The sequence below is a fragment of the Brevibacillus sp. YAE8 genome (genome assembly GCF_057543335.1).
This window is the reverse complement of sequence record NZ_BAAIYG010000003.1, coordinates 142,496-166,901: the sequence shown is the minus strand read 5'-3', so window position 1 is coordinate 166,901 and position 24,406 is coordinate 142,496. Positions and strand designations below refer to the sequence as shown.

Here is a 24,406-nt window from a genome sequence, read left to right as displayed (position 1 = left end):
GAATGGGTATGATGTTGTAGAGGTGATCCAACAATGGAACGTTTGCAAAAGGTATTGGCGCATGCTGGAGTCGCCTCTCGCCGTCATTGTGAGGAACTGATCGCACAAGGACATGTGCAGGTGAATGGACAGGTCGTTCGCGAGCAAGGGATGAAGGTCGATCCGGCGACTGACCGGATTACGGTAAAAGGCCGGGAAATCGCGCTGGAAGAGCACGTCTACTATTTGCTGTACAAGCCGACAGGCGTCATCACGAGCGTCACCGACCCCCGCGGACGGCGGGTAGTGACCGACTTGCTGACAGGAGTAAAAGAGCGCGTCTATCCGGTAGGACGTCTCGACTATGATACGTCAGGCTTGCTGCTCCTGACGAACGACGGCGATCTCGCCAACAAGCTTGCCCATCCGAGCTATGAAATCGACAAGGTGTACCGCGCCTGGGTAAAAGGCGTGCCAAGCCAGGAAAAGCTGAAAAAGCTCGCGACCGGGATTCGCCTGGAGGACGGCATGACTTCGCCGGGGGCATCCAGACTGGTGAAGGCAGAGCCAGGCAATGCGAAGGCGCTTATCGAGCTGACCATCCACGAAGGACGGAATCGGCAAGTCCGGCGGATGTGCGACGCGATTGGCCATCCCGTTTTGACGCTGGAGCGCATTCGCCTCGGCTTTTTGACGCTGGAAGGCTTGCGGCCAGGCCAGTATCGTCCGCTGTCGCGGCAGGAAGTAGACAAGCTCAGGCAGGGACTGATTCAAAACAGGCGGAGCCGAGGGGCAAAACTGTGATTCGTTCAAAATCTGTTCATAAGTTATGCGCTGGCGGAAAATCTAGGAACGCTATAATAGAATGGATAATGCCTGCAATTTATTTGTAGTAGATGGGAGTATGGGCAACATGAACAAAAGCAATCGTACATATGTCAGGATCGCGGTATTGGGTCTGCTGCTTGTCGCCCTGGTTTTTGCACTCTACTCCAGCTTCGTGAAGGACCCGAATGCGGTAAAAGTAGGGAGAGACGCTCCGAATTTCAGCCTGGAGCAGCTCAATGGACCAGAATTGGCCCTTGACGATTTGAAAGGGAAGGGCGTCGTGCTCAACTTTTGGGGGACGTGGTGTGAGCCCTGTAAAAAGGAAATGCCCGCCTTGCAGGAACAATACAGCAAGCTCAAGGACAAAGGACTGGTTGTACTCGGCGTGAACATCGGCGAGTCGCCGGTTGCCGTAGAGCCATTTGTGAAGCAGTTCGGCGTCGAGTTTCCGATTTTGCTGGACCGCCAGTCGCAAATTACGAAGCTGTACCGGATCGGTCCGATTCCGACGACCTTTTTCATCGCGCCTGATGGAGAAGTGAAGGAAATTTTTATCGGACAACTAAATGAAGCGATGATTGCGGACAAACTGTCCAAAATCTTGCCGTAAGCGAGGAGCAATATGGATCAGCGAAAATGTGAATGTGGACATACGAATCCCGTCGGAACGCTGCTCTGTGAATCGTGCGGGAAGCCGTTGAATGTGGAAGTGTTCGAGCAGATACAGTTTCCCGACATGCGCTACGAAGGGATGGCACGGCGTTCCCAGACGTACACGAAAAAGTGGATCGACCGAATCTGGAATACTTTTTCCTCGGTCAAAATTGCAATCGGTATCATTATCGTTATTCTGGTTGCCTCTGCCGTCGGAACGGTGTTTCCGCAGCAACAATACATACCTGTTCCGGTGCCGACAGAAGCCGATGTGGCGCGCTTCTATACCGATACGTACGGGACCCTCGGAACCGTTTACTACGGGCTGGGCTTTCACAATCTGTACTCCTCCTGGTGGTTCGTGACGCTGCTCGTGCTCTTGGGAACTTCGCTGGTCATCTGTAGTCTCGACCGGGTCGTTCCGCTCTACAAGGCGCTCAGCAAGCCGCGGCTCAATCAGCACAAGTCGTTTTTGAAGGGGCAGAAGCTGTTTGGCGAAGGAGAGCTTGCGCCGGACGCAGATCAGGCGGAGCTTCTGGAGCGCTCGGCCGCCGTCCTGAAGAAAAAAGGCTACCGGATTTTCCGGGCAGAGCGGGCGATCATGGCTGAAAAAGGCCGCTTCAGTCGCTGGGGCCCATACATCAACCACATCGGTTTGATCCTGTTTCTGATCGGTGTGCTCATGCGCAATATCCCTGGCTTCTACTTGGACGAGTTCGTCTGGGTGCGCGAGGGACAAACCGTTGCGATCCCGGAGACGCCCTACTACATAAAAAGCGAGAACTACCAGACGACGTACTGGTCAGAGGAAGAAATGCCGGAGAAGCTGGAGTTGAACGGGGGAGTGATCCCGAAAAGCTTCCAGACCGATGCCGTCCTGTACTTGAACAAAAACGCGGACGTACCGGGCAAGAAACCCGATCTGGTCGAAGTGCAAAAAGGCCCGATTATCGTCAACCACCCGATGATCGAAGGAGATATTGCGATTTATCAGTCAGGGGTACAGGAGATGCAGCTCGGCGCTCTCAACTTTGTGCTGGTCGACGTGAAAAACGGAGACAAGGAGCTGGGGGCGTTCAAGGTCGATCTGTACAATCCGGCAGCAGAGCAAGAAGTCGCCGCCGGAATCAAGGTGCGAGTCCTGGATTACTTCCCGGATTTCATCATGGGCAATGACGGCAAGCCTGCTACGAAAACGAACCTGCCGAAAAATCCGATGGTCGCGCTGGAGATTGTGGATGAAGCTACACAGCAAAGCGAGAAGCTGGTCTATTTGCAAGGCTCTGTTTTGACGCAAAAAACGGATGCCCGCTTCGGCCTGACTTTCCACAAGCCCGATCTGGTCGACATCTCCGGCTTGAACGTGCGGATCGACAAGGCCGTGCCGCTCATTTACTTCGGGGCGTTTATCTTTATGATCGGTGTCGCGATGGGCTTCTTCTGGCAGCATCGCCGCATCTGGGTGCAGACACAGGATGGAACGATTTTGCTGGCAGCGCATACGAACAAAAACTGGTTCGGGCTTCGCAGGGAAGTGGACGGTTTGGTTGAGCAGTTGCAGCTCCCTGTAACCATCGAAGAAAAAACGAAGGCGTAAAAGCTCCAAGGGGGTACTCTCGACGTGCAGCTCATACAATTGAGTGACTGGTTACTGGATATCGCGTTTTTGCTGTACGTGATCTCGTCGGTTGTGTTTGTGGTGGCGATGACGGGGAAAAACTGGGCGGGACGCGATCCGAAGCAACATGAGGAACGCTATGGACGGATTGCCTATTGGCTTGCGGTCATTGGCTTTCTGGCGCAGACAGGGTATGTGATTGCCCGCTGGATTGGCGGAGGACACAGCCCGACGAGCAACATGTTTGAGTTTATGGCCTTTTTGGATTACTGTATTATCCTGGCCTATCTGATTATTTACCGCATCTACAAGCTGACGGTAATCGGGGCGTTTGTGCTTCCGCTCGGGGTCATCATGCTGGCGTATTCGTACGTGTTCCCCAAAGAAGTGACGCCGCTGATTCCATCGCTGCAAAGCTACTGGCTGCACATTCACGTGACGACAGCGGCGCTCGGGGAAGGGATTCTCGCAGTCGGTTTCGCAGCAGGGCTGATGTATTTGATTCGCACGGTGCCGCAACATATTTCTACGCGCAGCACCAAGTGGCTGGAGTTCGTGCTTGCTGTCGTTCTCATGCTCGTCGGGTTCATTTTGATGGAATCCACGTTTGCCAGAATGGAACAAAAGACCGTTTTTGAAATGAACATGGAGCAGATGAACGCGGCCGGGCAGATGGAAAAAGTACAGGTGGAGTACACGATGCCCGCGATCGTCGCCCCAGCCGATTCGAAAATCGTTCAGGCCGGGCCGATGAACCCGTGGTTCGAAGCGCCGAGCTGGATGGAAGGGAAGGACGCCGCGCGTAAACTGAACACGATGCTCTGGTCGATCATCACCGGGATCATCCTGTACGGCGGGCTGCGCCTGATTTTCCGCAAGCGTCTCGGTGCTGTGATCCAGCCTTCGCTGGAAGGCATCGAACCCGACCTGCTGGATGAAATCAGCTACCGGGCCATCAGTATCGGTTATCCTGTGTTCACCCTGGGCGCCTTGATTTTTGCGATGATTTGGGCGCAGGAAGCTTGGGGACGATTCTGGGGCTGGGACCCGAAAGAAGTATGGGCGCTCATCGTCTGGCTGTTTTACAGTGCGTATTTGCACCTGCGCCTGTCCCGCGGCTGGATCGGTGCGAAATCAGCCTGGATGTCCGTCATCGGATTCGTTATCATTTTAATTACACTGGTCGTGGTCAATCTGGTCATTGCCGGTCTGCACTCCTACGCAGGCGTGTAGCATACCCCTTCAAAAAGCTGGTAATTTTGCCAGCTTTTTGGACTATCTTCAAACCGTTGTACGATATCATGAGGCCAAGAGGTGTTAAACATGGAAAAAATGGCACGTATTCTCGTAGTAGATGATGAGGAGCGCATTCGCCGCCTGCTGAAAATGTACCTGGAAAGGGAAAACTTCCTCATCGACGAGGCTGACAATGGCGAACAGGCTGTCGAGATGGCTGTCGGCAGCGATTACGATATTATTTTGCTCGACCTGATGCTTCCCGGGATGGACGGGATCGAAGTATGCCAGCGCATTCGCGAGTTCAAGGCAACCCCGATCATCATGCTCACGGCAAAAGGCGAGGAGACAAACCGCGTGCACGGCTTCGAGGCAGGGGTGGATGACTACGTTGTCAAGCCGTTCAGCCCGCGCGAGGTCATGTACCGGGTCAAAGCGATTCTGCGCCGTTCCTCCGCTACCGCTTACTTGAAGACGGAGACGTTCAACAGCCACTCCGTGCTTGTTTTCCCCGAGCTGACGATCGACCACGACGCGCACAAAGTCATCGCGAGCGGCCAGGAAGTGAGCCTCACGCCGAAAGAGTACGAGCTGCTGCACTACCTCGCCCTGTCGCCGGACAAAGTGTTTACGCGCGAGGAGCTGCTCAAAGACGTTTGGCATTACGAGTTTTTCGGAGATTTGCGCACGGTAGATACGCACATCAAGCGGCTGCGCGAAAAACTGAACCGGGTTTCTCCGCAGGCGGCCAACATGATTGCGACCGTCTGGGGAGTCGGCTACAAGCTTGAGGTGCCGAAATAAGTGGACGTTATTTTTCGCAGCGTTGTCGGAAAGCTATGGATGACGATTATTGCGCTGTTTGCGCTCGTTTTGACGATCTTCAGCCTGCTGCTCGTGCAGTCGTTTGACAGCTTTTACAGCAATCGGCAGACGAAAAATTTGCAGGAGCTGGCAGAGGGATTGTCCAAGGGGCTGGCAGCGAGCGCGGACAAGCGGGAAGCATTGGAGATGGCTTCGACCTTTGGCCTTGTCCACCACACCGGGATGGTGGTGCTGGATGAGAACAGCCAGGTCATCGGAAAAAGCGAAGGCAACGGCTTGCCAGACATTCCCGTCGAGCAGTTGCTGAAAGACCAGGCGTTGCATCTGTCCGAGGCACTGGCCGGAAAGCATCCCGCCCCGCAGCGAATATACTTGCAGGTGGCCTCGAACAATCCGAACGACCATATGAGCAGCGTGCAAATGCTCGCGGTGGCGGTGCCGTTGGAGGTCGCGCCGGGCAAGCAGGGCGCTGTGGTGATGTACCAGGCGATTGAGGATTTTGACGATACCGTAAACGAAGTGCGGTTTTTAATTTTTGTCGTCGGCGTGATTGCATTCGTTTCTACCACGGTGTTTGCCTTTTTCCTGTCGTCGCGGATCACGATTCCGCTCAGGCAAATGAAGGAGACGGCGCACCGGATCGCGGAAGGCGATTTTCACGCGGAAGTTCCGATCAAAACAACGGACGAAACCGGCGAGCTGGCGGCCTCGTTCAACACGATGGCGAGCAAGCTGAATCAGCTTGTCGACGCCTTGTCCAAAGAAAAGGAGCAGCTCGCAAGCGTCTTGCGCTCGATGGTGGACGGGGTGGTCATGATCGACGTCAACGGGAAAATTGCCGTCACGAATCCGCCCGCAGAGCGCTTTTTGCGCGATTGGGAGTTCGAGCACAAGGACGAGCAGGTTCCGCTGTTCGCCTTTTACCAGCAGGTCGTGCAAACCGGGCAGGAGGTCACGGAGGACATTCCGGTACAGGGCCGCATCTGGGCGCTTGTCATGGTGCCGCTCAATGACCGCGAGCAAATTCGCGGGGCTGTAGCCGTCCTGCGCGACATCACCCAGGAGCGAAAGCTGGACAAAATGCGCAACGATTTCGTGGCGAATGTGTCGCACGAGCTGCGCACACCGTTGTCCATGTTGCAAGGCTACAGCGAGGCGATAGTCGACGATATCGCGACGACGCCGGAAGAGCACAAAGAACTTGCGCAAATCATTTACGACGAGTCGGTGCGCATGACCAAGCTGGTCAACGAGCTGCTCAGCCTGGCGCGGATGGAAGCCGGGCATGTGGAGCTGTTTCAGGAGATTGTGGAGCTGCGCCCGTACCTGGAGCGAATCCAGCGCAAGTTCACGAACCTGGCCCGGGAGCGCGGGATTACACTGCTTTTGGATGTGACGACGTCGCACAGCGAGGTCTACATCGACCCGGACCGGATGGAGCAGGTGTTGACCAACCTGATCGACAACGCGCTCAGGCACACGCCGAGCGGGGGCAGCGTCACCATCCGCGCGCGCGGCGACAAGACTTTGCTGATCGAGATCAGCGATACAGGCAGCGGGATTCCGCAGGAGGATTTGCCGTTTGTGTTCGAGCGCTTCTACAAGGCCGACAAGGCCCGGACACGCGGGCGCGTAGGCGGGACCGGACTGGGTCTTGCCATCGCGCGCAACATCGTCGAAGCGCACGGCGGGACAATCGGCGTGCAAAGCAAGCTGGGAGAGGGTACGACCTTTACGATCGCGATGACCGTACAGGCGAAAAACAAATAGGAGTGTAGAGAGAGATGATAAAAACGATCTTGTTTGATGTGGATGGGGTTATGCTCAGCGAAGAACGCTACTTCGATGCTTCCGCGCTGACAGTCTGGGAGCTTTTGTTCAGTCCGGGGTACGTCGGTTTGCAAGGGGATACGTTTACTCCGGCTCCCGAGGAAGCGCTGATTCGGCGCGTCCGTGAGCAAGTGTTCGCGCATGATGAAGTGCTGGATTTCATCAAATCCCGCGGCATCAATTCCAACTGGGATATGGTTTTCCTCGCGTTTTCCTACCAGTTGATTCGTTTGATCGAAGCCCTCAAGCCGCACGTGCCGGAGGCGGCAAGCCTGCTCACCGCTCCACTTGAGCGGCAAGAGCTCGCCCGGCTGCGCGACTGGGCAACCGTCTACGCTCCTGATTTTCAGGTCGACTACGCTGCTTTTCTCCCTGACTTTGCGCGAAGCTCGGCGCAAAAGGCCGACCTGCTGTTGTATTTGAACGAGCTGGCCCGCGAACGTTGCGGAGTGGAAACCGACATGTTTTCGCCGAACTGCGCCCTGTGGCAGTTGGTGCAGGAGACGTTTCAGGAATGGTACTTGGGCGATGAGCGAGTGGCTGCCTCTATCGGACGGGAAACGATGCAGCCAGGCAAAAAAGGCTTCCTGACTGACGAAATCCCGATTGTGCCGACGAAAGACATGGTCGAGCTGTTCCGCACGTTAACAGAACGCGGGTACACATTGGGCATTGGAACAGGCCGTCCGAGCATCGAGACACACGTTCCTTTGCGCGAGATGGGCCTGTTGGATTGGTTTGACCCTGAGCGTGTAGTGACCGCCACTCATGTGCTCGAAGCAGAAGCGAACTGCCCGAACTACGTGCCCTTGTCCAAGCCGCATCCTTTTTCGTATGTAAAAGGTTTGCTCGGCTTGTCCACACCGGACCGTGACGTGCTGCAATACCCGCTGCCGATCGCGAACGGCGCCGAAGTGCTGGTCGTGGGAGATTCCTTGGCCGATTTCCTCGCGGCTCGCTCCATCGGCTGCCGGTTTGCGGCGACACTGACCGGATTGTCAGGCCAGGAGGCCCGCAGCAAATTTGAAGAAGTGCAAGCCGACTACATTTTGGATGATGTTCGCGGCCTTTTGGATATCTTGAAGTGAAGCCAAGCGCACGGCGTACGAAAAAGACTCCATCGCAATGAAAAGCGGCGGAGTCTTTGTGATTTTGTCCAAACGTGTGTGCAAGCTCAAGCCCAGCGCAAGGAGGTCAAACATTTGCAGCGGAAGGCGTGAATGAGAAACGCGTGCTTTTGATCGTGGCGGACGATCACTTCGTAGGTTCCGTCCTGGCGCGAGTAAAACAGCACATCGGTGTAATCTTTGTTTTCCTCAAAAAAATGGCGAACCTGCTTCAGCCGCGTTCTCATTTCCTCGGACTTGACCGCAATCGTAAAAGTAGTGTCCTGCGCTGCGCTTTTCTCCGTGATCTCGATTTCATTCTCAGCAAATGTGTAGTGGAGCAAACGGTTTCCTCCTTACCAGACAAAATAGCGTAAGTAAACGTACAGATGGGAGACGACAATCGACATAATCATCAGCGGGAAAGCCACCTTCATAAAGCTGACAAAGCCGATATGGTGCCCTTCCTTGGCGGCGAGACCGGCGACGATGACGTTGGCACTGGCACCGATGAGCGTGCCGTTTCCGCCCAGGCAGGCGCCGAGAGCGAGGCTCCACCAAAGCGGCTCCAGGTTGGTAATGCCCAGTGCCCCCATCTCTTTAATCATCGGGATCATCGTCGCGACGAACGGGATGTTGTCCACAAACGCCGAAGCAATCGCACTCATCCACAGAATGAGCAGCGACGTTTTCAACGGATCGGCCCCTGTCAGGTTGATCGCCTGGCTCGCCAGCTTCGCGATGACGCCTGTTTCGACCAGACCCGATACAAGGACAAACAAGCCGATGAAAAAGAAAATCGTGTTCCACTCGACTTTGCTGATCGCGTCCTCCAGGTAATGCTCTCCGGTGATGAGGAGAAGCAGAAAAGCGCCAGTGAGCGCGATGGTCGCGGATTCCAGATGCAGGGCCCCGTGCAGCATGAAGCCGATAATCGTCAAAGCCATGACGGTCAATGATTTTTTCAGCAAGGTCGTATCGGTAATTTCGTCGCGTTCGTTCAACTGCATGATCTTCGCGCTCAGCTCCGGAGAAGTATGCAGTTGTTTCCGATAAATGAAAACGAGGCACAAGATGGTCAGCGCCATGATGATGGCAATAACCGGACTCAAATTCAGCAAAAACGCCATAAAATCAAGCTCGGGCACGGAGCTGCCAATCATGATATTGGGCGGGTCGCCGATCAAGGTTGCGGTACCGCCTGCATTGGAGGCAATAATTTCGCTGATTAAAAAAGGAATCGGATTCAGCTCAAGCTGTCTGGCGATGCTGAACGTAACGGGGACGATCAGGAGCACCGTCGTGACGTTGTCCAGAAAAGCAGAAGCGAGCGCGGTGATGATGCTCAAGTAGACGAGAATGCGGACTGGCTTGCCTTTTGCCAGCTTGGCGGCGCGAATCGCGACGTATTTGAACACGCCGGTTTGCGCTGTCACAGCTACGAGAATCATCATCCCGATCAAGAGGCCGAGCGTGTTGAAGTCGATGTGATGAATCGCCTGCTCCTGGGTGACGATGCCAAACAGCACCATGAGAATCCCGCCGCACATGGCGACGATCGTTCTGTGCAATTTTTCGCTAATAATAAATGCGTAAGTAACTAAAAAGATGCCAATGGCGAACAGCGCCTGGTTCGTCATAAGAAACTCCTTTCTTGGTGTAAAATCATCTTGTCCCATTATAGCGCTAACAAAATGGAGGGTAAAGCAAAAGACCCGGCGCGCAGCCAGGTCTTTTCGGCGAAACATGAAGCGGGAAAAACCGCCTACAGTTCAATTTGCGTGACGCTTTTCACTTCGGCCAGCTCGCCCATCGTATCGAGCAGCTCGGGGGTCAGCGGTTTGTCTACAGACAGCATCATGATCGCGTCTCCGCCGACATCGCGGCGCCCTACTTGCATCGTCGCGATGTTGACGCTGTTTTCGCCAAGGATGGAACCGACGCGTCCGATGACACCGGGGCGGTCGTTGTGGTGAATATAGAGCAGATAGCCTTCTGGCGCCACGTCGATGGCGAAGTCGTCAATTTTCACAATCCGCGCGCCGTAGCCGTTGAGACGCGTACCCGCAACGGTGCGAGTTTCTTGCGTCGTCTTCAGGGTTACCGTCAGCAGGTTGGTAAAGCCTTTGTTTTGCGCCGCCTTTTGCTCGGTAACGGTGATGTCGCGCACTTTTGCCAGCAGCGGCGCATTCACGTAGTTCGCGACTTCGCCGAGGCGGAAGGACAAGACGCCCTTCAGGACGGTACGGGTCAGTGGCGACGTATCCACGTCGGTCAGCTCGCCGCTGTATTTGATTGCCACCTCGGAGATCGAACCGACAGTCACTTGGGCGAGGAAATGGCCCAGCTTCTCACCGAGCTGGAAGTACGGCTGCACCTTTTCCATCACATGTGCAGGGATGGACGGCAGGTTTACGGCGTTTTTGAACGGCTCGCCGCGCAGTACCTTCAAAATCTCCTCGGAAACGTCGACCGCGACGTTTTCCTGCGCTTCCACTGTCGAAGCGCCCAGGTGAGGGGTCGTGACCACTTGCGGCAGGCCGACCAGGGGGTTGTCGACAGGCGGCTCTTCCTCGAATACGTCCAGAGCGGCTCCGGCGACTTTGCCGCTTGTGATGGCTTCGTACAACGCTTTCTCGTCGATGATGCCGCCGCGCGCGCAGTTGATGAGACGCACGCCTTCCTTCATCTTGGCAAATTCACGCGTGCTGATGATGTGGCGTGTTTCTTTTGTCAGCGGGGTGTGAACGGTGATGAAATCGGCCTGACGGCAAATCTCATCGACAGTCGCGTGGATGACGCCCATTTTTTGCGCGCGTTCTTCCGTCATGAACGGGTCGTAGCCCATGACGCTCATCCCAAACGCTTTGGCCCGTTTGGCGACCTCGGAGCCGATCCGGCCCATGCCGATGACGCCGAGCACTTTTTTGTTCAACTCCACTCCTTGGAAGCTTTTGCGGTCCCAAGTGCCGTCGACCAGCTTTTTGTGCGCCTGCGGGATGTTGCGAGCGACTGCCATCAGCATGGCGAAGGAATGCTCGGCGGTGGAAATCGTATTGCCGTCCGGCGCATTGATGACCGGGATACCCGCCTGAGTCGCTGCGGCGATGTCGATATTGTCCACGCCTACGCCAGCGCGGCCGACTGCTTTCAGGTTCTTCCCGGCGGCGAGCACCTCGGCTGTCACCTGTGTTTGGCTGCGGACGAGCAAGGCGTCGTAGTCGCCGATGACTTCGATCAGCTCAGCAGGAGAGAGGTTGGTTTTGCGGACGACTTCGACATCTTCTGCGTCCAGCAGTTGCTGGATACCAAATTCGCTAAGTGGGTCAGTAATGAGAACTTTATACATGTGCAATGAGCACCTCCTGAGCAGCTTTGACACCGGCACCCAGCTCGACTGGAGCACCGATCTGGTGGAGCGACATTTCAATCGCGGAAATCACTTGCAGGACATCGAGCGGCTCGCAATAGCCCATGTGCCCGATGCGGAAAATTTTCCCCTTCAAATGCTGTTGGCCGCCGGCGATGGTGACGTTGTACTGCTTCGTCAGCACCTTGCGCAGCGCTTCTGCGTCAAACGCCCCTTGAGGATCGCAGGAAGTGACGGTCAGAGCGGCGTAAGCGTCGTCGGCCATCAGGTTGACGTTCAACGCCCGCATGGCTGCGCGGGTCATGTCGCGCATCAGCTCATGGCGTTTGATGATCGCAGGCAAGCCTTCCTCGTCGAGCATATCGAGCACCTCGGCCAGACCGAAAATGAGCGAGACGGCAGGGGTGTACGGCGTTGTTTGCTCGGCGAGGCTTTTTTTGTACGCCTTCAGGTCGAGATAAAAAGCGAGCGGCTTGTTCGCTTCGATGACTTTCCAGGCGCGTTCGCTCGCCGCCAGAAAAGCAAGGCCGGTTGGCAGCATAAACGCTTTTTGCGAGCCGGTCACGACGATGTCGACACCCCAGGCGTCCATTTCGCAAGGGACAGCGCCCAGGCAGCTAACCGCGTCTACGATGAACAGCGCGTCCGAATGGGTACGGATCGTTTTGGCAAGCTCGGCAATCGGGTTTTGCACCCCGGTAGATGTTTCACAGTAGGTCGCGAATACCGCTTTTACTTGCGGTTTTTCCTTGAGGAAAGCTTCCAGCAGCTCTGGTGTAACGGCCTGCCCCCAAGGAACCTCCAGACGGTGGGCAACCACGCCGTAGCGCTCGCAAATTTTGGCGAAACGCTCGCCGAAAGCGCCGCTGACGAGAATCGCTGCCTCATCTCCAGGCTGCAGAGTGTTCACGACGCCTGTTTCCAGCGCGGCGGTTCCGCTGCCAGCCAGGATGTACACGTCCTGGGTCGTACCGAAGTAAGGCTTCAGTCGTTCCGCCGTGCGAGCGAACAGAGCGGAAAATTTGCCGCTGCGATGTCCGATCATCGGCTGGCTCATCGCCAACTGCACGCGAGGGGGGATCGGGGTAGGGCCGGGAATGCGCAAAATCAGTTTGTCAGTGAACATGTCTCTCTCCTCCTAAATAAATCAATAAAAAAACCTCCCGTTCTCACACTGCTCCTATTACAGAACAGTGAGGGACGAGAGGCTTTGCTTCGCGGTGCCACCCTCATTCGCTCCCTTTTTCTCAAAAAGGAGCCTTGGCAGGTACATGACCTGTAGAGATAACGGATCTACCGTTCGCACCTACTGGGACGGGAAAAATCGTCCGTTCAGCGCAGCAGCTCGGAAGTGCTTATCTGTGGTAGAAACCGCCGATTCGCAGCAATCATCGGCTCTCTGAGGATTTCCGGGGCCACAGCATTTCTTCGTCATCGCTGTTGGTGATGTGGTGTTTCGTAAGATTTGTACTAAAGATATCACGGCAAAATGACACCGTCAAGAACAAAAACAAGAAAAAATGAACAATGTCAAAAAAAATAGATTTATCGTTCGTGAATAATAGCGATCAGGGAGTGGGTAAGAGCTAGAAAACAACCAAAAACCGAACGTTAAGATATTGGTCTCACAAAAAATGGGAAAAATGCGCCGGAATGTTCGGTTTTTCTGCGTGATTTTATCTTACCGAAAAATCAAAAAATAAGAAACGGGAAAATGCCGATCAGCCGTTCAGGGGAGAAAACTGAAAAACCTCTTACATACAAAGTACGTAAGAGGTTTTGTTCTTGGAATCCTATTCCACTTTGATAGAGTCGGTCGGGCATCCTTCCGCAGCGTCGCGAACGTCGTCTTGCAGGATATCCGGGATTTCAACACTGTTAGAGTTGTCATCCAACTTGTTGAACGCAAGGCCCTCATCGTCGTAGTCAAAAACGTCAGGGGCCGTGGCGCCACAGGCACCGCAAGCAATACAAGTATCTTTATCTACCCATGTAGTCATTGTGGTTTCACCTCCCGTTACAAGTGGTACGTCCACTGTCATAGACAATTGTATGCTCTTGTTCACAAGATTTCAAGATTGAATCAGTCTAAAAATGTACGACTACTTGTAAAGCGGGATTTCAGGGGTGTTCAGTACGGAGTAAAGCTTGCCATTCAACTTCTTGAAATCGCCAAAGTGGACGGCATCGGTTGCATGCAACACCTTCACTGCCGCTGCCACATCCGTGATTCCCAACGTTTGCGACTCGCTGGAAGCAAGCAGCAGGTCGAGGCGGGCGGTCAAATCTTCCGGATTGTAGCTGTCCCAATGCTTGTTCGCAGACATGAACAGGGCGGCCAAATAAGTCCGGTAGTGAAAAGGGTACTGCTTCCACTGCGCTGCCGTAACGGTTGCAGGCGCTGTTTGTGGCATCGGTTTTTTCTCGACATACGCCGATTCCCAAGCCGCGACGGAATGATAGACCATTTCCTGGGCCGTCAACCAACTGTTCTGGGATAAAGTCAAGTTGGAAGCGATGGCAGCAGGCGTTGCGGCATTACTATTCTGATCGGAACGGATTCTCTCCATACTATCCAAATAAGCCCGTACACTGTTCGTAAAATTGGCGTGTGCTTGTGTCAGCAGCGGAGAGGTCGGGAGCGGCACCTTTTTTTCCAACTCCTTCAGCGTCTGCTCGGCGAGCTTTTCCAACTGCTTCAACGCGTCAGAGCGGCCTTTCTGATCGAGGCTTCCCCAATTTGCCATCGCATCGAAATGCGCCTGTTTCAGTTCAAGCGCCGGCGCGTACACGGCGTAGTAAAAGCGGATGAAGTCCTGCTCGCTGTACAGCTTTTGCTCGCGCAGGAGCTTTTCCTTTTCCGCTTCTTTTTGTTTGGCTTCCAGCGCAGCCGCCTGCTCGGCTTCAATCGATGACTTCATATAATGGGCGCCGAAAAAAAATCCACCAACCCCGCATGCAAGTGTTATGATGATCATGTACGCCATCATAAATTCTGACTTTTTCAATCGTTTTGTCATAAAGAAATCCTCCAAATCCAATCCAGCAAAAATGGTGCAGGCTGCCATGCCCGCCAAAAATAAAAAGGAAAAGTGCAAGGAGTACCAATGAACAGTCAAAACAGTGTGGCAGAGGAACTTGAGCTTCTATGCGCTGTCGCCCTGAATGCGATGATTCCTCTGGCGAACGAGAGAACGCTTCAGTCAGCCTACTACATACTGCGCGGCAGAAAAGCGAATCAGACCCTGCAGGATGTGCATTTGTACAACCTTTATCCGTATTATCGGATGTTTCCCGGTTTTTCAAAAGAGGATTGGGATAAAATTGTTGCAACTTTGTTTCAAAAAGGGCATTTGCAACAGCGGGAAGGGGAAGGGGCAAGCCCCAAGCCGACGTTTTGGGTCACCGAAACAGGCTGCCAGTCTGCCCGGGAGGCGTATGAGAAATACCGCTTCGCCGTCTGGTTTGCGCCCTTTACGCAGTTTGATTTCGCTTCGCGCATCGAGACGTTTTGGCAGCGGCTTCACCTTCTGGTGCAAACGGTGTCGCAAATGCTGGGAAAAGACCTTGGGTTTACGCCTGTCGTGACCGACAAATCCGTCCAGCTTTGGGTCAAGGAGCAGTTGCAGCCGAAAGAGGCGAGAGCGGTATGGACAGACGGGCTGGCCGAGGAGCTGTACCGGCTGTGGGAGCCGCTTGCGCCCGAGGTGCAAAAGCTGCTGGTCACTCAACTATCCGGCATCTCGCAGGTGGGAAAAACGCTTGGACAACTGGCGAAGCAACAGCAGGTGACGCGCGTCTATCTGACGCTGTTGTTCCGCTATGGGCTGGCTGCCTCGATGCAACGGCTGATGAAGGAAGCAGAGGCGTTTCCGCTGCTTTCCCGGCTGGTCACCCGGGAAAACAAGCTCGATCCGCGGTTGAGCGACAGCGCGGCCCGGACGTATGCCATGGTGCAGCGCGGCTGGAGCAAGGCGGAGATCGCCGTCAGACGGCAAATGAAAGAAAGCACGGTCGAAGATCATCTCGTGGAAATTGCCCTGCGCTGTCCGGAGTGGGATGAATCGGCCTATTTGTCCCCCGAGACGCGCAGCGTGATCGTCGCCGCAAGCGAAGCGTTGCAAACGAGCAGACTGCGGCTCATCAAGGACCACGTCGGGCCTGCCGTCAGCTATTTGCAAATCCGTCTGGCGTTGGCCCGCAGGCAGGGGGAGACGAATGGATAAAGAGTTGCACGACTATTTGAAGGAGTATTTCGGCTACGAGGCATTCCGGCCGGGCCAAGCGGCTATCATAAAACGAGTGCTAGGCGGACAGAGCGTCCTCGGCCTGATGGCAACGGGCGGCGGGAAATCGGTCACCTATCAGCTTCCTGCCTTGCTGTTGCCGGGTATCACGGTGGTGGTTTCCCCGCTCATTTCGCTCATGGTCGATCAGGTTCAGCAACTGCGCACGAAAAGGCGCATACCTGCCGCCTATTTAAACAGCACGCAAGACCCGGCAGAGGCGCGGGAAGTGTTGCAGAAGATCGCGGCTGGCGCCTGCAAGCTGCTGTACATTTCGCCGGAAAAGCTGCAGCAGCCCTACGTCCAGCAAGTGCTGGGCCGCGCGCGGGTGTCGCTTCTGGCGATTGACGAAGCCCACTGCATCTCCGCGTGGGGACACGATTTTCGCACCGATTACTTGCGGCTGCCGGACACGCTAAAACAGCTCGGCAATCCGCCCGTGCTGGCTGTGACCGCGACGGCGACGACAGCGGTGCGCAATGAAATCTGCTCCCTGTTCGGGATTGCGCAGGAACATGTCGTCGTGCAATCGCTCAATCGGGCAAACATCGCGTTTGATCTGGCGGAAGTGAACGGGGAAAGCGAGCGGCGCCAACTGACGTTCGAGCTGATGGACAGGCTGGAAGGGCCGGGAATCGTCTATTGCAGCACGCGGCAGGCCGTCGATGTGCTCGTGGCTGCGTATCAGCTCGACGGGAAAAGGCGCGTGGACGGTTACCACGGAGGCATGAACAGCATAGAGCGGATGCTGATCCAGACGCAGTTTCTGGCGGGCGAACTGGACGTCATCATCGCGACGAACGCATTTGGCATGGGCATCGACAAGCCGGATATTCGCTACGTCATTCACTACCAGATGCCAGCAAGCCTGGAGGCGTACTCGCAGGAGATCGGCAGGATCGGCCGCGATGGACGGCCCGGCTATGCCATGCTGCTGTACGCCCAGGAGGACATCCAGATTCATCAGTACATGCTGGACAAGGAATACCCGACTCCTGTGCAAATCCAGCAGTTTATCCAGTATTACCGCGGGGGAGCGGCCCTGGATGCCCAGGCATTGGCCATGATCGACATGTCCGAGGAAATGGCGGCCATGCTCACCTTTTATACAGAGCGTGCCCTGTCCCGGGCGCAGGTGAGCAGCACACACGAAATAGCCAATCCCGTCCATGATATTTGGCAGGAGACGGAAAAGCGAAAGGCCGTCAAGCGAAAAAAGTTGTCCGAAATGGTATCGTACGTGCTCGCTGACAGTTGTCTGCGCAAGCATTTGAATCAATACTTTGGCGAAGCAGACCACGGCTATGACCGTTTTTGCTGCTCGCGCTGCGGATTGCAGCGGCAAGCTTACGAAGGGCAGCAGCCCGCGCTGATGCAGCCGGAAGCACAAAACAGTTGGAGTTTGCGGCAGGCATTGGACAAGCTTTTGCCGAAAAAATAAAAGGAGAGAACGATTACGTGAAAGAAAGTGGGCTAGAGGTGGATGAAGCGACGCTGCGGCTGAATCTGTGGCTGACCCAGGCGTTGGTTTTGGCGGCGGCAGCGGCAAGCAGCTTCTGGGTCCACGGATGGCAAGGGACGCTTGGCTTGTTCAGCTTCCCGGGGTGGAAGGGAATCGGCCTTGCGTGCGGTGTGGCAGCGGGGATTGTGCTCTTCAGCATTGCCATGGAAACCTATTTACCCAGACGCTGGCAGGACGACGGCAGCATCAACGAAAAAGTGTTTGGAGCCATGTCTTCCAGCCTGACGGTGCTCGTATGCGTCATCGTCGGTATTGGCGAGGAATGGCTGTTTCGCGGCGTGATCCAGCCGTTTGCCGGGAATGCCTGGACGAGCCTCATCTTTACGCTCGTACATGTGCGCTATTTGAAAAAGCCGCTGTTAATCGCGAGCGTGTATGGCACGAGCTGGCTGTTGGGGCTGCTGATGGATTGGCACGGCTCTTTGTGGCCGCCCATCGTCGCGCATATTGCCATTGATGTTTCATTGGCCTTTTATCTGCAAAAGACTTTGAAAAAGGAAAAGGGGGAGGAAGAGTGAATTTGCAGACGAACCAATTGCCGCCTCGACGCTCCCGTCATACCCGCCCAAAAGCGTCAGTGGGATTGAAAACATGGGTTCGGTCGGGACTCTTGGTATTTGGACTTGTTTTTTTCGGGCTGATCGGCCTGGAGCTGTACAAGGCGAATGTAGCCCGGGAACAGGCAGAAGCCGTCGACATGATCTTGACGCCGCCAGAGGCAGGCGAAGCGAAGACGGCGGCAGCCGAAGCAGAAACGGGAGCGGAAACGGAAACAGCCGCCAGCGAGCCAACATCGGTGGCGCTCCCGTCTACTCCCGCAGAGACTGCGCAGCCAGCCGACCAGACTGAATCTGCGTCTGTTGCCGCTTCGCCGCCTGCTACTGCCGCAAGCAGCGCTCCGGCCAGCACAAGCGCGGCAGTAGCTCCGCAAACCGAGAGCAAGCCCGTCCAGCAAAAAACCGAGAGCGCATCTGCTGCTCCTGCTCCGGCACAGCCAGCTCCTGAACAGAAGCCGGTACAACCAGCCCAGAAGCCAAAAGTCGTCAAGCACGTCGTACAAAAGGGAGAGACGCTGTTCATGCTGTCCCGCAAATATTACGGCAACAATTCCAACGTCGCCCGCATTGCCAAATACAACGGGCTGAACGCGGAAACGCAACTGGCAGAAGGAAAGGTGGTCTTCGTGCCGCTCTCTCCGTAATCGTTCCCGCCGCCTGCGGTTATGCTAAAGGCAGTAGACGGATCAGTGGAGGGCTAGCGATGTACGATACGATCATTGTAGGCGGGGGAATAGCGGGCTTGCAGACGGCGATCCAGCTCGCCAGAAGCCGTCGCCGCGTGGCGGTCATCGACGTGCCGGGAGGACGGTCGGCGGTCGCCAAAAACTACCGGAACATCCTCGGATTCTCGGAAGGGGTCAGCGGCGATTTTTTTCGCCAAGAAGGGCGGAAGCAGGCCGCGCAATACGGCGCCGAGTTCATTGCGGATGAAGTGACAGGGCTTGTCGCAAATCCGGAGGGAAGCTTCCGGGTAACCACGAAAACGAGAGCGGGCGCACAGGCGTTGCAGGCGAAAACGCTCGTCATGGCGACGGGGATGGCGGACCCTTTTCCGGCGATTGCCGAACTGCGCGACTGTCTCGGGCTGTCTGTTTTTATTTGCCCGGATTGCGACGGGTACGAGAGCGTCGGACAGACAACGGCGGTGATTGGCGATGGCCCACACGCTGTCCAGATGGCAGGCGAGCTGTTTTTCTACACGAAAAAGCTGGTCGTCGTCAATCACGGCGGCAGCGAAATCGACGAAGAGGAGCAGGCGCTGCTGGACAGGCTGGGGATTGGCTATCGCGCTGCGCGTGTGGAAAAGCTCGTGCAAGCAGATGGCCTCTTGCAGCGATTAGAGCTTTCCTCAGGGGAAAAGTTGACCGTGACCCGCGCCTTTTTGGCCTTTCCCGGGGCGCAGGCCCAGACCGGGCTGTTGCAAGCTTTTTCCGTACATATCAATGAAAAAGGACACGTGCGCACCGATCCGCGCACAAAAGAAACCGATCATCGCAATCTGTGGGCAGTCGGTGACATCGCCGTTCATTCCCAGCAGGTCGCGATCGCGATGGGGGATGGCGCACAGGCGGCGATCTGGATTCAGAAGCGACTTCGCGAGCTGGATGGCGAGCTGCCGTTTGAACAGAAATAGCCCCTTTGCAGGGGGAGCAGGGCGGACGTTTTGGGAAAAAAGCAAACGCCGAAGCGTGCGGCGTTTTTTTCTTGCTTGAGCAAATGGACGCGGAACCCGAACTAGCCGGAATCAATATATATGGGGGGAAGAAACAATCGGGAGGCCCTAGAATCATGCTGGTAATGGGAAGAAGCCTGTTTGTCGGACTTCTGGCATGGCTATTGGGAAGTGCTGCCCAGCACGTTTTTCCCGCCAAACATATGCATCTGGAGCGATTCGGAGACTGGGTGTCGATGTTTCTGTTTTCGCCCGTGGAGATTTTGCTGTCACTGCTGTTGTTCAGCGGGGCTTGCCTCTTGTTGTTCGGCCTGCTGCATTTTCATGTCAGCCAGTTTTTGTACGGCCGAATGCTGCAGACAGGATGGGTTCACGCCCCATTGTGCTTCTTCTCCTTTTTTGTTCTGCTGATCCAATTTGTCAAAATGCCCGTTCCCACCTTCCTGGCGGCCGCAGTCGCGCTCATGATTGGATGGCGATAAACGAGCAGCTTTTCCTGGGAAAGCGCAGGAAGCGACAAGCTGCTACAAAGTCAGCTTTTCAAGCGTCCGAATCGACACGTGCGTGCGAAAGTGCGCGAAGAGCCTTGGAGAGTGTCAGGTGCTATGTTCCTGCTACTAAATGTGATATGATAGGACTACCCCGGATTTTCCCATCTGCGAAAAAATGGTTGAATGCAGCACGGGCATTCGTCGGAAAATGCGGAGAACTCTTACAGGCTTAGCATCATATTTTGTAGTACGACTGGATGGCGAGGAGGGACAGTCATGCGTGTTGAACGCCTTGGTCAAGACAAAATACGAATCTTTTTAACGTTTGACGACCTAACAGAGCGCGGGATAGAAAAAGAAGACATGTGGCGTGACATTCCTAAAGTTCATGAACTGTTCAACGACATGATGGAGCAGGCTTATCACGAATTGGGATTCGAAGTGTCAGGGCCTGTTGCAGTTGAAGTGTTCGCCTTGCCAGCTCAGGGAATGGTCGTGATCGTAACTCGCGGCAAAACAGGCTCAAAGGACGGAAAAGAAGAAGAATTTGAGGACGAAGAAGTGTACGAATTAGAAGTCACCCTAGAGGAAAGCGACCTGATTATCTACGCCTTCCGTGACTTTGAGCATATGGTTGAAGCTGCCCATCGTATCAATGCCTTGCTGACCAATGGAGGGTCGGCCTACTTCTACCAGGGGAAATACCACCTGGTCTTGGAAGAGGTGGAATTGGATCAGGAGCGATACCACAAGTTGATTGCGATCCTCTCTGAGTACGGGGAAGCGACGCCGACAACGATTTATGTACTGGAGGAATATGGCAAAGTTGTCGTTGCCGACGATGCTGTCAAGGAAATATGCAGACATTTCACGTAAGCAAAAGGATGAAATGCCTGGGAGAATAAACAGCACCTAGTCCATCAACTAGGTGCTTTTGCTGTCTCAGGTTACTCGGGGCTGTCGAGGCCGGCGAAAAAGTCGGCTTCCTTGCCTGCGATCGTGTAGCCGGGAAGGTTGTGCCAGGCCAGAATGTAGTGATTGCTCGGAGGCACCGATTCAAAGCCGCCGGCAGTGACGCCAGGGAACACGCGCTCTACGGACAGATGCTGGGTGCGGTGGGCGCTCAGAGCAGCAGCTACCTGCGGCTTGTACGCCGGCCCGTCAACGATGGTGGTAATGCTTTCGATCGGATCGGAAAACGGCGGCTGTACGGCCCCGAATGGCCCGTTGGAGGCGCGGGTTGCGTAGTACAGCTTGCGAACGCTCGTCGCCGTGCCCAAGGACTGGACAGCCTGGGTCGTTGCGAGAGAGATCGCCTGGTGGTCCGGATGACCGGAAATGCCATGCGGGGCAAAAGTGACGAGTACATGAGGCTCGATTTTTGCGACCGCCTGGTGGATGCGTTCCACCAGTTCCTGGACGGGCACGGTGTTCAGCAGCTTATCCTGGTAGTCCCATATGTCCACGCTCGCAAGCCCGAGGATGGAAGCCGCCTCTCTCAATTCCTGCTCGCGATACGCGGGCAGTTGCTCGATGGTGCAGAGCGGCGGATTGCCGGGTTTGCCTGCTTGGCCCCTGGTGGCGCAGAGCAGGTGGCATTCTGCTATGTTTTCTTGGGTATATTTGGAAATCGTAATGCCGGACGCGAAGGTTTCGTCGTCAGGATGAGCGAAAACGAACAAAATCTTATTTTTTTTCATAAAAACGCCTCCGTGAATAAACTTCCAGAATTACTGTTTCCATTATGGCATAATTTCACTTGCCCCGTCATGAAAGAATGCGCGTTGGGTACACTACAACAACCAAGGGATGTACGTTTTACGCCATGTCAAGGTGCATGGGCGCTTTTCGTTTCCAGTTGCGACTGGCGGGGAAATCGTTGTATTTATATGCAGATGAGCCGGAGAAAACGTTTTCGAAATGGAAAAAAAACTTTTTTTCGCTTCTCAACCCTGATACAAGCGTGTATACTAAAGGCTGCATTGACCGATAACATTTTTGAGGTGGTAAGTAATGGGTAATCAAGACGTGGTAACCGAAAGCACCGAAGGGAAAGAAAAGCAAGAAACAATGAACTTGCTGCATTCGACTCAAACGGTGATCAAGGAAGCACTGGACAAACTAGGTTACCAAGAATCGATGTTTGAACTCTTGAAGGAGCCGCTACGCGTTTTGACCGTACGCATTCCGGTTCGCATGGATAACGGCGAAGTAAAGGTGTTTACGGGCTATCGTGCTCAGCACAACGATGCGGTTGGTCCGACCAAGGGGGGCATTCGTTTCCACCCGGAAGTTACTGAGGATGAAGTTAAAGCACTTTCTATCTGGATGAGCCTCAAAGCCGGTATCGTCGACCTGCCTTATGGCGGTGGTAAAGGCGGTATCATTTGCGACCCGCGTGAAATGTCCTTCCGTGAACTGGAAAGACTGAGCCGCGGTTACGTTCGCGCAATCAGCCAACTTGTGGGGCCGACAAAAGACATTCCGGCTCCGGACGTCTTTACAAACTCGCAAATCATGGCTTGGATGATGGACGAATATAGCCGTATCCGTGAATTTGACTCACCTGGTTTCATTACCGGTAAACCGATTGCACTTGGCGGTTCGCATGGACGCGAGACAGCGACAGCCAAAGGGGTTACCATTTGCATTCGCGAAGCTGCAAAACGCCGCAACATTGACGTGAAAGGCGCGCGCGTTGTCGTGCAAGGCTTCGGTAACGCAGGCAGCTACCTGGCGAAATTCATGCACGATGCAGGAGCAAAAGTCGTCGGGATTTCCGATGCTTACGGCGCTCTGCACGATCCGAACGGTCTGGATATCGACTACTTGCTCGATCGTCGCGACTCCTTCGGTACGGTAACCAAGCTGTTCAACAACACGATCACGAACAAAGAACTGCTGGAGCTGGATTGCGACATTCTCGTTCCTGCAGCGATCGAAAACCAAATCACTGCTGCAAACGCTCACAGCATCAAGGCGCAAATCGTCGTAGAAGCGGCTAACGGCCCAACTACGCTCGAAGCGACCAAGATCCTGACCGAGCGCGGCATCCTGCTCGTACCGGACGTACTGGCAAGTGCCGGTGGCGTAACGGTTTCCTACTTCGAATGGGTACAAAACAACCAGGGCTACTACTGGACAGAGGAAGAAGTAGAAGAGAAACTGGAAAAAGTAATGGTTCGCTCGTTTGAAAATGTTTACTCCCTGTCCCAAACACGCCGTGTGGACATGCGCCTCTCCGCTTACATGGTCGGTGCGCGCAAAATGGCAGAAGCTTCTCGCTTCCGCGGCTGGGTATAAGCAAAACAGACGACCTTCCCGATATGAGAAAAACCGGGCTTCGCCGCTTATGTGGCGAAGCCTTTTTGTTTGGGCGGGAACGTACAGGAAACAGAAACAGGAAAACCCTCCTGGAAGGGTCGAGGAGGGTTTGTCCGGTCGTGTTACTGATCGAATAGTTTTTGCAGTTCCTGGAAGTCGCGTGTTTTTTGCAGGGTGACGATCAGCTTGATTCGCGCTTTTTGACCGTTGAGCCCGTTGGAGAAAATGATGCCCATTTCCTTCAGCTTGCGGCCTCCGCCTTCGTAGTCGTACACGTCCTGTACTTGCCCGTTGTAGCAGCGGGACACGAGCACGATCGGGATTCCGCGATCCAGCAACTGCTGCAAGGTCGGGATGATCGCTGGCGGCAAATTGCCGAGGCCGAACGCTTCAATCACGAGCCCGTCAATCGGCTGGTCGAGCAAAAACTGGAGCCAGGACGGATCCATGCCAGCGACTGCTTTAATCAGCGGGACGTTTCCGTCGGCATGGGAAATCGTGTAATGCTCCCGCGCCAAAGGCGCGTGGTGGTACTGCACGCTTTTTTTGGCGATGGTGCCGATTGGGCCGTATTGCGGCGATTGGAAAGTGGCGACATTACTCGTATGTGTCTTGGTGACGTGGCACGCCGCATGAATCTCATCGTTGAACACGACGAGCACGCCTTTGTTCAGGCTTCCGGGATCAGCGGCCGTGCGCACGGAGGAGATCAGGTTGACCGGACCGTCCGCGCCCAGCTCGTTGCTGCTGCGCATGGCGCCCGTCACGACGATCGGCACGTCGACAGACAGCGTCAGGTCGAGAAAATACGCCGTCTCTTCCAGCGTATCGGTTCCGTGCGTAATGACCACACCGTCGTATTGCTCCTGACGAAAAGCTTCTTCGATTTGCAGGCGCAGGTCGTTCATGATCTTGGGAGTCATGTGAGGACTTGGCAGATTCAGTACATTTTTCATGGTGACGTCCGCATAACGCTCTAAAAAAGGAAGAATTTTGTTCACAGCCTGGTCATCCAGCGGTTTTACGCCTTCTGTGTCATCTACAGACATGGCGATGGTGCCGCCAGTGTTGACTACCAATATTTTTTTTGTCATGCTCTCTCTCC

Annotated in this window: 23 protein-coding genes and 1 other annotated feature; of the genes, 15 read left to right on the top strand and 8 right to left on the bottom strand. The window is 54.9% G+C overall.

Annotation, left to right across the window (positions count from 1 at the left end):
• The first annotated feature begins 33 nt into the window (after window positions 1-33).
• From AC27IT_RS06235 to AC27IT_RS06205, 7 genes are all read left to right on the top strand, one after another.
• On the top strand, window positions 34-783 hold the full coding sequence (locus AC27IT_RS06235; protein WP_197187685.1) for a pseudouridine synthase: 750 nt from the start codon (window positions 34-36) through the stop codon (window positions 781-783).
• Window positions 784-892: 109 nt separating this feature from the next.
• The gene (gene resA, locus AC27IT_RS06230) at window positions 893-1,417 is read left to right on the top strand and encodes a thiol-disulfide oxidoreductase ResA (protein WP_487091674.1); all 525 of its coding nucleotides are present in this window, start codon (window positions 893-895) and stop codon (window positions 1,415-1,417) included.
• A gap of 12 nt (window positions 1,418-1,429) precedes the next feature.
• On the top strand, window positions 1,430-3,058 hold the full coding sequence (gene resB, locus AC27IT_RS06225; protein WP_340673819.1) for a cytochrome c biogenesis protein ResB: 1,629 nt from the start codon (window positions 1,430-1,432) through the stop codon (window positions 3,056-3,058).
• A 24-nt stretch (window positions 3,059-3,082) separates the two neighbouring features.
• Complete coding sequence (gene ccsA / locus AC27IT_RS06220) at window positions 3,083-4,312, top strand: cytochrome c biogenesis protein CcsA (RefSeq protein ID WP_327944625.1); 1,230 nt, start codon at window positions 3,083-3,085, stop codon at window positions 4,310-4,312.
• A gap of 90 nt (window positions 4,313-4,402) precedes the next feature.
• Window positions 4,403-5,119, top strand: a complete 717-nt coding sequence (locus AC27IT_RS06215) for a response regulator transcription factor (RefSeq protein ID WP_005835983.1) — start codon at window positions 4,403-4,405, stop codon at window positions 5,117-5,119.
• Window positions 5,120-6,910, top strand: a complete 1,791-nt coding sequence (locus AC27IT_RS06210) for an ATP-binding protein (RefSeq protein WP_005835982.1) — start codon at window positions 5,120-5,122, stop codon at window positions 6,908-6,910.
• Window positions 6,911-6,924: 14 nt separating this feature from the next.
• Window positions 6,925-8,058, top strand: coding sequence for an HAD family hydrolase (locus tag AC27IT_RS06205; RefSeq protein ID WP_007785502.1), 1,134 nt, complete (start codon window positions 6,925-6,927; stop codon window positions 8,056-8,058).
• Between the two features lie 86 nt (window positions 8,059-8,144).
• Here AC27IT_RS06205 and AC27IT_RS06200 read toward each other — a convergent pair whose 3' ends face one another.
• The 6 genes from AC27IT_RS06200 to AC27IT_RS06175 form a co-directional block, all read right to left on the bottom strand.
• On the bottom strand, window positions 8,145-8,420 hold the full coding sequence (locus AC27IT_RS06200) for a hypothetical protein (protein WP_025843778.1): 276 nt from the start codon (window positions 8,418-8,420) through the stop codon (window positions 8,145-8,147).
• Between the two features lie 12 nt (window positions 8,421-8,432).
• The gene (locus tag AC27IT_RS06195; RefSeq protein WP_005835975.1) at window positions 8,433-9,716 is read right to left on the bottom strand and encodes an ArsB/NhaD family transporter; all 1,284 of its coding nucleotides are present in this window, start codon (window positions 9,714-9,716) and stop codon (window positions 8,433-8,435) included.
• A gap of 125 nt (window positions 9,717-9,841) precedes the next feature.
• Entirely contained in the window at window positions 9,842-11,425 is a 1,584-nt protein-coding gene (gene serA, locus AC27IT_RS06190; protein WP_007785496.1) for a phosphoglycerate dehydrogenase, read from the bottom strand.
• Window positions 11,418-12,572, bottom strand: a complete 1,155-nt coding sequence (locus tag AC27IT_RS06185) for a pyridoxal-phosphate-dependent aminotransferase family protein (protein ID WP_007785494.1) — start codon at window positions 12,570-12,572, stop codon at window positions 11,418-11,420. Before AC27IT_RS06185 ends, serA begins: the two co-directional genes overlap by 8 nt.
• 67 nt (window positions 12,573-12,639) lie before the next feature.
• Window positions 12,640-12,890: a binding site (T-box leader), on the bottom strand.
• Window positions 12,891-13,239: 349 nt separating this feature from the next.
• On the bottom strand, window positions 13,240-13,446 hold the full coding sequence (locus tag AC27IT_RS06180) for a ferredoxin (protein WP_005836244.1): 207 nt from the start codon (window positions 13,444-13,446) through the stop codon (window positions 13,240-13,242).
• A 102-nt stretch (window positions 13,447-13,548) separates the two neighbouring features.
• Entirely contained in the window at window positions 13,549-14,367 is an 819-nt protein-coding gene (locus tag AC27IT_RS06175; protein ID WP_235694603.1) for a hypothetical protein, read from the bottom strand.
• 186 nt (window positions 14,368-14,553) lie between these two features.
• Here AC27IT_RS06175 and AC27IT_RS06170 point away from each other — a divergent pair, with 186 nt between their 5' ends.
• The 7 genes from AC27IT_RS06170 to AC27IT_RS06140 all read left to right on the top strand — a co-directional run bounded on the left by AC27IT_RS06170 (window position 14,554) and on the right by AC27IT_RS06140 (window position 20,853).
• Window positions 14,554-15,672: a YpbB family protein gene (locus AC27IT_RS06170; protein ID WP_283859156.1), complete on the top strand. Its 1,119-nt coding sequence runs from the start codon at window positions 14,554-14,556 to the stop codon at window positions 15,670-15,672.
• Window positions 15,665-17,173 carry a RecQ family ATP-dependent DNA helicase gene (locus AC27IT_RS06165; protein WP_025843780.1) on the top strand — a complete coding sequence of 503 codons (1,509 nt, stop codon included), beginning with the start codon at window positions 15,665-15,667 and terminating at the stop codon, window positions 17,171-17,173. Before AC27IT_RS06170 ends, AC27IT_RS06165 begins: the two co-directional genes overlap by 8 nt.
• Before the next feature lie 17 nt (window positions 17,174-17,190).
• Window positions 17,191-17,772, top strand: coding sequence for a CPBP family intramembrane glutamic endopeptidase (locus tag AC27IT_RS06160; RefSeq protein WP_007785490.1), 582 nt, complete (start codon window positions 17,191-17,193; stop codon window positions 17,770-17,772).
• The gene (locus AC27IT_RS06155) at window positions 17,769-18,455 is read left to right on the top strand and encodes a LysM peptidoglycan-binding domain-containing protein (RefSeq protein WP_487091673.1); all 687 of its coding nucleotides are present in this window, start codon (window positions 17,769-17,771) and stop codon (window positions 18,453-18,455) included. The genes AC27IT_RS06160 and AC27IT_RS06155 overlap by 4 nt, the downstream gene beginning before the upstream one ends.
• A gap of 59 nt (window positions 18,456-18,514) precedes the next feature.
• Entirely contained in the window at window positions 18,515-19,447 is a 933-nt protein-coding gene (locus AC27IT_RS06150; protein WP_487091672.1) for an NAD(P)/FAD-dependent oxidoreductase, read from the top strand.
• 155 nt (window positions 19,448-19,602) lie between these two features.
• Window positions 19,603-19,968 carry a hypothetical protein gene (locus AC27IT_RS06145; RefSeq protein WP_005831375.1) on the top strand — a complete coding sequence of 122 codons (366 nt, stop codon included), beginning with the start codon at window positions 19,603-19,605 and terminating at the stop codon, window positions 19,966-19,968.
• A gap of 285 nt (window positions 19,969-20,253) precedes the next feature.
• Window positions 20,254-20,853 (top strand): genetic competence negative regulator, encoded by a 600-nt coding sequence (locus AC27IT_RS06140; RefSeq protein WP_007785485.1) that lies wholly within the window; start codon window positions 20,254-20,256, stop codon window positions 20,851-20,853.
• 71 nt (window positions 20,854-20,924) lie between these two features.
• Here the strand turns inward: AC27IT_RS06140 and AC27IT_RS06135 are convergent, their stop codons facing one another.
• The gene (locus AC27IT_RS06135) at window positions 20,925-21,677 is read right to left on the bottom strand and encodes a PIG-L deacetylase family protein (protein ID WP_487091671.1); all 753 of its coding nucleotides are present in this window, start codon (window positions 21,675-21,677) and stop codon (window positions 20,925-20,927) included.
• A 370-nt stretch (window positions 21,678-22,047) separates the two neighbouring features.
• Between AC27IT_RS06135 and AC27IT_RS06130 the strand changes: the two genes are divergently transcribed.
• Window positions 22,048-23,280 carry a Glu/Leu/Phe/Val family dehydrogenase gene (locus AC27IT_RS06130; RefSeq protein ID WP_487091716.1) on the top strand — a complete coding sequence of 411 codons (1,233 nt, stop codon included), beginning with the start codon at window positions 22,048-22,050 and terminating at the stop codon, window positions 23,278-23,280.
• A gap of 143 nt (window positions 23,281-23,423) precedes the next feature.
• Here the strand turns inward: AC27IT_RS06130 and AC27IT_RS06125 are convergent, their stop codons facing one another.
• The gene (locus tag AC27IT_RS06125) at window positions 23,424-24,395 is read right to left on the bottom strand and encodes an asparaginase (protein WP_005831366.1); all 972 of its coding nucleotides are present in this window, start codon (window positions 24,393-24,395) and stop codon (window positions 23,424-23,426) included.
• Window positions 24,396-24,406: the final 11 nt, after the last annotated feature.

What these genes read in the sequence shown, in the direction of transcription:
- AC27IT_RS06235 (WP_197187685.1), top strand. Translation starts at nt 34, where the DNA reads ATGGAACGTTTGCAAAAGGTATTGGCGCATGCTGGAGTCGCCTCTCGC.
- resA (WP_487091674.1), top strand. Translation starts at nt 893, where the DNA reads ATGAACAAAAGCAATCGTACATATGTCAGGATCGCGGTATTGGGTCTG.
- resB (WP_340673819.1), top strand. Translation starts at nt 1,430, where the DNA reads ATGGATCAGCGAAAATGTGAATGTGGACATACGAATCCCGTCGGAACG.
- AC27IT_RS06215 (WP_005835983.1), top strand. Translation starts at nt 4,403, where the DNA reads ATGGAAAAAATGGCACGTATTCTCGTAGTAGATGATGAGGAGCGCATT.
- AC27IT_RS06205 (WP_007785502.1), top strand. Translation starts at nt 6,925, where the DNA reads ATGATAAAAACGATCTTGTTTGATGTGGATGGGGTTATGCTCAGCGAA.
- AC27IT_RS06195 (WP_005835975.1), bottom strand. Translation starts at nt 9,716, where the DNA reads ATGACGAACCAGGCGCTGTTCGCCATTGGCATCTTTTTAGTTACTTAC.
- serA (WP_007785496.1), bottom strand. Translation starts at nt 11,425, where the DNA reads ATGTATAAAGTTCTCATTACTGACCCACTTAGCGAATTTGGTATCCAG.
- AC27IT_RS06185 (WP_007785494.1), bottom strand. Translation starts at nt 12,572, where the DNA reads ATGTTCACTGACAAACTGATTTTGCGCATTCCCGGCCCTACCCCGATC.
- AC27IT_RS06180 (WP_005836244.1), bottom strand. Translation starts at nt 13,446, where the DNA reads ATGACTACATGGGTAGATAAAGATACTTGTATTGCTTGCGGTGCCTGT.
- AC27IT_RS06175 (WP_235694603.1), bottom strand. Translation starts at nt 14,367, where the DNA reads ATGAAGTCATCGATTGAAGCCGAGCAGGCGGCTGCGCTGGAAGCCAAA.
- AC27IT_RS06170 (WP_283859156.1), top strand. Translation starts at nt 14,554, where the DNA reads ATGAACAGTCAAAACAGTGTGGCAGAGGAACTTGAGCTTCTATGCGCT.
- AC27IT_RS06165 (WP_025843780.1), top strand. Translation starts at nt 15,665, where the DNA reads ATGGATAAAGAGTTGCACGACTATTTGAAGGAGTATTTCGGCTACGAG.
- AC27IT_RS06150 (WP_487091672.1), top strand. Translation starts at nt 18,515, where the DNA reads ATGTACGATACGATCATTGTAGGCGGGGGAATAGCGGGCTTGCAGACG.
- AC27IT_RS06145 (WP_005831375.1), top strand. Translation starts at nt 19,603, where the DNA reads ATGCTGGTAATGGGAAGAAGCCTGTTTGTCGGACTTCTGGCATGGCTA.
- AC27IT_RS06140 (WP_007785485.1), top strand. Translation starts at nt 20,254, where the DNA reads ATGCGTGTTGAACGCCTTGGTCAAGACAAAATACGAATCTTTTTAACG.
- AC27IT_RS06135 (WP_487091671.1), bottom strand. Translation starts at nt 21,677, where the DNA reads ATGAAAAAAAATAAGATTTTGTTCGTTTTCGCTCATCCTGACGACGAA.
- AC27IT_RS06130 (WP_487091716.1), top strand. Translation starts at nt 22,048, where the DNA reads ATGAACTTGCTGCATTCGACTCAAACGGTGATCAAGGAAGCACTGGAC.
- AC27IT_RS06125 (WP_005831366.1), bottom strand. Translation starts at nt 24,395, where the DNA reads ATGACAAAAAAAATATTGGTAGTCAACACTGGCGGCACCATCGCCATG.